Genomic DNA, 7,599 nt, shown 5'->3' with positions numbered 1-7,599 from the left:
CTGCCTGATCGTGCGCCGTGGCCACCCGCTCACCAGGGGCAGCGTGGTGCGGCTGGAAGACACCGCCGCCTATGACTGGGTCTTCCAGTCGGGCGGCTCGCCCTTGCGCCAGGCGATGGAGAGCAACTTCCTCAACCGCAACATCGCTTTGCCGGACCGTATCCTGAACACCAGTTCGCTGCTCCTGACCCTGGTCATGGTCGCGCAATCCGATGCCATCGCACCGGTCTCTGTCCAGGTGGCGAAATTCATCCAGAACCCTGACGGGCTGGCCGGCGCCATCGACGTCGTCCAGACCGAATTCGACATCGAGGTCAGGCCCTACAGCCTGATCACGGTGAGGAATCGCGCGCTGTCGCCGGCCGCCAAGATGCTGCACGACTTCATTCTGAGGGAAGTGGGATGATGGCTGGATCAGGTAAGCTTCTCCGGCGAAAGCGCCGCCAGGCCGAGGCCAGCGAAAGCGAACTGGGAACATTATTTCCCGCCGATGCGTTCATGATCTTGCAAGGGACGATTTCTTCTGGAGGCTGAACATGCGCAGCTTCGAAATCATCGACCTGCTTTGCGTGATCGAGGCCTGCAAGCACGATCGATCGGTCGGCAATTTCGTGTCCATGGCTGAAGGCGTGGAAGAATTGCGGGTGTTGACCGGCGACTTCGTTTCATCGGATGACGCGGCGGCAAACGCCCTCGCAACGGTGGCGCTGGCGAGAGGCTGCTCGGTTGTGTTCGACGAACAGGCAGGCGCTGAAATGGTTCTGACGCCTTAGGCTGGAGCGGGTAGCGGGAATCGAACCCGCGCGTTCAGCTTGGGAAGCTGACAAGCTACCATTACATCATACCCGCGTGCGCCCTCGTTAGCATGAGGGTTGGCCTTCGGGCAATCGCAAAGCGGTCCGTTTCGGCACGACGCCGTCGTGCTGCGGATCACGGCGCGCCTGCGGCCGTGAATTGCCGGTTTGCCTTCGCGGCCTTGTCGCTGGTGGCGAAACTTGGCCAGTATTTCGAGATGGCCAGCGTCGCGCCGGCGGAAGAGAAGTGGCCATAGTCGAAGTAGAGAAATTCATTGGTCTTGGCGTCGGCGTATGAACAACCGGCCGAGTCGCACAGATACGTCAGCGGATCTATGAAATCGGCCCCTTTGGTGAACGGCAGAACCCGTGCGTTGATGCCCGGATCCATAGCCATAGGCCAGGATGTGGTTCCGGCATGCTCCCGCTTCACCAAGAAAGCGATCTTCTGGACGTCGGCGATGAATTCCGGAGACTGGCCGACGGTATAGACCTTGACCCCCATCTCGCGAAGCCGGTCGATCGTCTTCTGCAGGCCGGCGAAGCCCCTGGCCTGGTAGTCGGTCCATCGGCCGCTCAGGATCACCGCCTGGATGTTTGCGTCGCGAATGATCGACAAGGCCCGTTCGTTGAAGCGGGTGCAGGCGGGCCGAGCATAGGAAAAATAGGTCAGGTCGGGCGGACAGCCGGCATAGGTGTATTGGATGACATTGGCCTGGATTTTCTGGGCGTTGGGCTCAAGTCCCGATACATAATGGGCAGCGAAAGAATCGCCCCACAGCAGCACATTGGTGGCAAAGCCCGTTGTACGGGTGCAGTCGGCGAGATTCCAGTCTTCGATGCGGGTCCCGTTTTCGTTGAAGCAGATGCCGTTGCGCCAGTCGCCGACCCGGATACGTTCGGTCGAGAAGTCCGGGAACCGTTGCGGGAAACCGTTGCCCAGTGCACCGGCCAAACCACCGGCGCACAGCAGCGCGATGGCCGTCGCCGAAAAAGCGAAGATAGGCAGCGGTGCGGTATAGGCTCGTTTCTGGCGGAAGGGCTGCTCGACATATTTCCAGGAGAATGCCGCCAGGGCGAAACTGGCCACCGTCATCGCGACAATCGTTGGCACACCGACGGTCTTCAGCGAGAGATAATGGACGAACGAGTTGATTGGCCAGTGGACGAGGTAAAGCGAATAGGAAATCAGGCCGACCCAGACCAGCGGCGCCAACCGAAGCACGCGAGTGGCGACAGGTGCCGGCCTGTCCGCGTTATCCTGGCCAGCATAGATCAGCAGTGCTGTTCCGATGCAGGGGAATAGGGCATTGTAGCCGGGAAACGGATCGCTGTCCGAAATCATCACAAAGCCAAACGCAATCAGGGCAAAGCCGGCGAGGCCGATCAGTTCCACCGCCAGCCGACCGGCTAGGACCGGAGGCTTCCGCAACATCAGCATGGCGCCCAGCGCCAGCTCCCATATGCGCGTCGGCAAGAGATAGAAGCCTGCCGTCGGTGCCAGCGAGGTTGCTATGACTGCCAGGGCAAAGCTGCCGACGGCCATCGGCAGAAGTACCGTCAGCCAGCGCTTCGAGACGTATCGGTGGATCAGATAAAGCAGGATCGGCGCGAAGATATAATACTGCTCTTCCACCGAAAGCGACCATGTGTGCAGGAGCGGCCGCAGTTCTGCGTCGATGGAGAAATAGTTCATCGTTCTCCAGAAATAGATATTCGACCAGAAGGTCGCGGCGGCGATCACGCTAAGGCTGAATTCGTGGAGATCCGAAGGCAGAAGGATGAACCAGGCGGCAATGCTCGAGAGCAGGATGACGAAGGTCAGCGCCGGCAGGATGCGCCGGGCGCGGCGCCAGTAGAAGCGGCCGATCGAGAACTGGCCCCGCTCAAGATCATCGAGCAGGCTGCCGCTGATCAGATAGCCCGATATGACGAAGAAGATGTCGACACCGGTGAAGCCGCCAGGAATGGCGGACACGCCGAAATGGAAGAGCACGACGGGCAGCACCGCAACGGCCCGCAGGCCGTCGATGTCGCGCCGGTAGTTCATCCGGCCGGCTCGCGCGCGACCACCATGATCCGTGCGGCCGCACCCGACACGCTCATGCGGCGATGCCTTCGGTCGTGCTGAAAATCCCGGCTCGTCGGTCTCACAGGCTTACCCTCAGGCAGCAATTTTGCTGCGCTGCAACATGGGTGTCAAGGCATATATTGGCTGTCGCGAAATCCGCCAGGAACGCACAGGATCAGGCGCCGGGCAGATAGATTACCGCGTAATCGTCCGAGTAGGCCCGTTTCCAGCCCAACTGGTCGAAGAAGGGAATCCGGCTGTCGTCGGCCGACAGCAGCGCCCAATCTATTGCGTATTTCTTCAGGCGGGCTTCGAGGAGCGGCTTGCCGTCTCCGCGTCCGGTGTCGTTGTCGCTCTTTGTGAAGCCGCCCAGGAACAGCTGGTCCGTCCGTCCGTCGATATAGGTCTTGAACCCATGGAAAATCAGCGTGCCGCCGAAATTGTAGGAATTCAACACATTGCCGGACAGATGATGGCTTTGCGCGAAGGCCAGCGCCCCGCTGGCCGATGTCTTCGGGCTCGGCGCGACCTGATAGGCGCTGCCGAGCACGGCGATCCCGCCGATCAGCAGAACGGCTGCCGTGCCGCAGATGGCGTAGAACCGTCTGGCTAAGAATCTCTCCAGCCCGTCGCGCTTTTCGGCCAGCCATGCGGTGGCTGAAAGCGAGTGATATTGCTGTGCGACCTCGGCCGCCATCACCAGCGGAATCAGCAGGAAGAACAGATACATGAAGCGCACATGGGCGAGATAGACATGCAGGGTGAAGACGACGAACAACGCCTTGGCCCAGCCAATTCGCAACCGGGACACCAGAAGCCCGAAAAGCGCCAGCAGCATCGCCGCTTCCTGGACAGGACTGTCCGGCTGACTGAACGGTTTCCATTCCATGATCAGCGACACCGCCTCATTGCCGTAGGCCACGGCGAGCGTCGCGAGGATGGCCTGGACGCCGTAGGGGTGGATCAGGCTCACCAGCGGGCAAAGCAGGCCGAACGCGATCCACTTCGCCAGCAGGGACGGTTTCGACAGGCCCGTGCGCGCCAGCAGATCGAGACCGGCGAAAGCCGCGATGACGAAGCTCAAGGTGAAGGTGGCGTGCAGGTTCGCCCATAATACGACCAGCACAAGCAGCCACCAGGGCGGCGCCCGTTCTTCCCTTGCCGCACCGAAGAGGACCGCTGTCCAGATGACGATGATCGGGAAGGTGAAGACATGCGGACGCGCCGTGAAGATCGGGTTGATCAGGAACACCGCGGCGAACGCCAGTGTAATCGCCAGGATCGGCTTCAGCCATGCGCTGAGAAACCACCCCATCAGGAAAACCGTCAGGGAGATCGAGGCGATGATCGCGTTGACGACCCCGTTCCAGCCGCCCGCCCGGTAGGCAAGAGCCAGCAGGACCTGCCCCAGCCATTCCTTGGCAATCCAGGGCTGGCCGGCAAACGTGTAGGAATAGGGATCGACGGTCGGAAATGTCCGGTTAGTCAGGAAATCCAGACCGACCTTCACTTGCCACCAGCTGTCGGGATCCTGCAGGGTGGCGCCTGCCTGGGCACCCAACGCACCCGCCATCGCCAAGGCCGCGAGCAGGCAGAAGATCAGCCTGCTCCGCTCGTTGTATGTCGCGGCCGCCGCACTGGCCTGAGCGTCGTTCATGCTGCGCCGCCTCTAATCGGTTCCGGTGACAGTTGGGTGTTCAAGGTGTTGGATTGGCGGGCTGCCGCCGAGGCTTGTCGGCCACCCGAACTGTGCGGTCGGTGCTGTCGTCCCCACGCCCCACAAACACGAAGCGAGCCGAGCCAAGATAGAAAACAACCGAATAGACGCAGATTCCCGCGAGGTGGACCAGCGGGTTTTCGACGATGCCTGCTGAACGGGCGGCGATTACGACGGCCAGATTGATGCTGTAGGCGACCAGAAAGACACCCCCATAGCGCAGCGCGGTCCCGGGCTTGAAGCCATCGGCTCTGCTGAAGGTCCATTGGCGGTTGAGGAAGAAGCCGAGGACAAGGCCGGCGGCATAGCCCGTGGCGTTGGCAAGGATGTCGCCCAGACCCAGCGCAAGCCCGGCCAGAATGACCGCGTATCCCAGCGCCGTGTTCAACAGACCGACGGCGCCAAATCGCAGCATCCTCGGGAAGTCAAACGGCAGGCTTGACCACATGCGCAAAATATTGGGCTCCGACAGGTACCTTGGTGAGGAAGCGCTCGAACGGCCTCAGTCTCGCAAGCATCCGAGGAAAGAAAATCCGGTAGACGATCCTCGTATTGGCAAGGCCCGCCTCGGCCATGCGCCCGCGCATCTCGCGCGAATTTATCAAAACCGCGTTTTCGTCGAAGGCACAGTTCCTCACCGCGTGCGTGGTCAGCGGGTTCCAAGGATTGTGTTCGAAGACGAAGAAGCTGCCGCCATAGGCCAGCACCCTGCCGATCTCGGCGAACAGTCCGATCTGCAGGTTCTCGGGGATATGGTGGAAGACGCAGGCCGCGAAGGCCAGGTCGAAGCTGCCGTCGGCAAAGGGAATTGTCTTGCCGTCGAAATGCGTGAAGGCGGCCTGGCCGGGAAAGCGCTTGCTGGCGATGTCGAGCGATTCCCGCGAAGGATCGAGCAAGGTGATCTCCGCGTCGGGAAACGCGTTGCGCATATGGCCGAGCGAATTGCCGACGCCGGCGCCGAAATCCAGTATTCGTCGCGGTTTGACACCGGCCCGCCGCAGCGTCGCGGCGACGTCGTCGATCTTGTACCTGGCGAAGAAATCCGGGTTTTCGCCGCTCAGCCTTATGCTTGCGGCATGCTGCTCCTGATATTCCCGCGCAAACTGGTCGAATTCCGCCTCAAGCACGTGCGGCCCTCTTTGCCATCTCCTGCAGGCGATGGACCGGCAATTCGCCGTCCTCCACCGCCTGGCTGCGCGAAACGATCTCGTTGACGAAGTAGAGCGGCCGCCGCTTTGTCTCCATGTACATGCGCCCGAGATACTCGCCGAAGATTCCAAGCACCATAAGCTGGACGCTGCCGAGGATCAGCACGATCGCGGCGAGGCTGGTCCAGCCGGGCAACACGTTTCCGACCGACCATTCGAGCAGCGTGTAGCCGAGCACGACCAGCCCCAGAAGCCCGAACATCATTCCGAGCAGCGAGGCGAACCGCAAGGGCACGATGGAGAAGCTGGTCATGGCGTCGACCGCCAGAAGAAGCATTTTCTTCAGCGGATAGTGGGTGGTGCCGGCAAAGCGGCGGTGCCGCTCATAGGGGAAAGCCACCTGTCTCAGCCCGATCCAGCTCACCATGCCGCGAATGAACCTGTAACGTTCTGGCATCGCGTTCAGATGGTCGAGCGCGCGACGGTTCATCAGTCGGAAATCACCGGTATTCGGGGCTATGTCGACGTCGACCATCCGGCGCAGCAAGCGATAGAACATGGATGCGGAGGCGAGCTTGAACCAGCTTTCGCCATCGCGCGTCAGCCTCTGGCCGTAAACCACATCGAAGCCTTCGTTCATCTTCGTCATCATCGCGCCGAGCAGTTCAGGCGGATCCTGCAGGTCGGCATCGAGAATGAGAATGCGCTGGCCGCGACAGAATTCGAGCCCGGCGCTCAACGCGATCTGGTGGCCGTAATTGCGGGCAAGGTCGATGGCGACGATATGGTCGTCCTTTTCGGCCAGCTGCAGAATGGCCTCGCGCGTACCGTCGGTCGCGCCATCGACGACAAGGACGATCTCGTAGGAAGGGCCTTGCCCAAGGCATGCGGCCGTTACCCGCCGATGCAGTTCGGCCACGCCATCCAGCTCGTTGTAGCATGGGATGACCACCGACAGCATGACGCCGCGTCGCGCGGTGTTTCTCTCCGTCTCCACCAAAGCCTTGCTCCCGCTATCCGATTGGGAATAGCGGCAATTGGTTAGAAAACAGATAAGCCAGCGGGATCGGCCGCAACCGTGGGCCGGCCATCATTTCTGCCGCACGCGGCCACCGCCCGAACCGGCAACTCCATGCGGATGCGGGCGCCTTGCCAGGAGCCGGCCAATATCCGGATGGAGCCATCGTGCAGCAGTGCGATCTGCCGGGCAAGGTTCAATCCCAGGCCCGCGCCGCGCGATTGCGGCCGCAGTCGGTAGAAGGGCTCGAAAACGTTCTCGTGCTCATCGGCTGGAATGCCTGGGCCTTCGTCGCGGATTTCGACGCCGCCGTTTTCATCGATCGCTATGGTGATCGTGCCGGAACCGCCGCCATGATCGATGGCATTGCGCACGAGATTTGCCAGCGCCCGCTCGATCTGCAGCACGTTGATCTCGACATGGACCTTGTTGGCTGGCGGCTCGAAGGCAAGATCGTAGCCTGCTTCGATGGCGAGCGGGGCGAAGTCGGCGGCGACCCGGCCGACAAGATCGCAGAGGTCTATGATCTGGCGCTGGTCCGCCGGGCGGTCGAGCAGCTGGTGGTCGAGCAGCTGTTGCGCAAGATGCGACAGGCGCTCGATGTCATGCAGCAGGCGCGCGCTTTGCGGTTCCTGCTTCAGCAATTCGGCGCGCGTGCGCAGGATGGCGATCGGCGTGCGCAGTTCGTGCGCCGCGTCGGTGAGGAAGCGGTTGTGCCGGTCATAGCCCTGGGCGAGGCGCGCCAGCGTCTGGTTGAAGGCATGCACCAGCGGCGCGATCTCCTGCGGCACATTCTTGACCGGCAGCTGCATCGCACGGGTGCCGATGTCGATGCGCGCGGCCTGCTGGAC

Annotated in this window: 8 protein-coding genes and 1 tRNA gene; 2 read left to right on the top strand and 7 right to left on the bottom strand. The window is 61.7% G+C overall.

Annotation, left to right across the window (positions count from 1 at the left end; genetic code table 11):
• Positions 1–406, top strand: a 406-nt coding sequence (locus tag EN884_RS18065; RefSeq protein WP_245491944.1) for a LysR substrate-binding domain-containing protein, incomplete at its 5' end; no start/stop codon positions are given.
• A 130-nt stretch (positions 407–536) separates the two neighbouring features.
• Positions 537–773: a hypothetical protein gene (locus EN884_RS18060; protein ID WP_024503153.1), complete on the top strand. Its 237-nt coding sequence runs from the start codon at positions 537–539 to the stop codon at positions 771–773.
• A gap of 2 nt (positions 774–775) precedes the next feature.
• Here the strand turns inward: EN884_RS18060 and EN884_RS18055 are convergent.
• The 7 genes from EN884_RS18055 to EN884_RS18025 all read right to left on the bottom strand — a co-directional run.
• Positions 776–849: transfer RNA gene (locus EN884_RS18055), tRNA-Gly, on the bottom strand.
• Positions 850–930: 81 nt separating this feature from the next.
• Positions 931–2,844, bottom strand: a complete 1,914-nt coding sequence (locus tag EN884_RS18050; RefSeq protein WP_063170019.1) for an acyltransferase family protein — start codon at positions 2,842–2,844, stop codon at positions 931–933.
• Positions 2,845–3,040: 196 nt separating this feature from the next.
• Positions 3,041–4,522, bottom strand: a complete 1,482-nt coding sequence (locus EN884_RS18045) for a hypothetical protein (RefSeq protein WP_063170020.1) — start codon at positions 4,520–4,522, stop codon at positions 3,041–3,043.
• 40 nt (positions 4,523–4,562) lie between these two features.
• Positions 4,563–4,997 carry a GtrA family protein gene (locus EN884_RS18040; protein WP_245458386.1) on the bottom strand — a complete coding sequence of 145 codons (435 nt, stop codon included), beginning with the start codon at positions 4,995–4,997 and terminating at the stop codon, positions 4,563–4,565.
• 10 nt (positions 4,998–5,007) lie between these two features.
• Positions 5,008–5,709 carry a class I SAM-dependent methyltransferase gene (locus EN884_RS18035; RefSeq protein WP_063170022.1) on the bottom strand — a complete coding sequence of 234 codons (702 nt, stop codon included), beginning with the start codon at positions 5,707–5,709 and terminating at the stop codon, positions 5,008–5,010.
• The gene (locus EN884_RS18030; RefSeq protein ID WP_181172679.1) at positions 5,702–6,691 is read right to left on the bottom strand and encodes a glycosyltransferase family 2 protein; all 990 of its coding nucleotides are present in this window, start codon (positions 6,689–6,691) and stop codon (positions 5,702–5,704) included. Before EN884_RS18030 ends, EN884_RS18035 begins: the two co-directional genes overlap by 8 nt.
• Before the next feature lie 80 nt (positions 6,692–6,771).
• On the bottom strand, positions 6,772–7,599 hold an 828-nt coding region (locus tag EN884_RS18025; RefSeq protein WP_164895040.1), incomplete at its 5' end, for a HAMP domain-containing sensor histidine kinase.

It is taken from the genome of Mesorhizobium sp. M7A.F.Ca.AU.001.01.1.1, assembly GCF_004022735.1.
In the GTDB taxonomy this organism is placed as follows: Bacteria; Pseudomonadota; Alphaproteobacteria; order Rhizobiales; family Rhizobiaceae; genus Mesorhizobium; species Mesorhizobium ciceri.
This window is presented reverse-complemented; position numbering and strand designations above follow the sequence as displayed.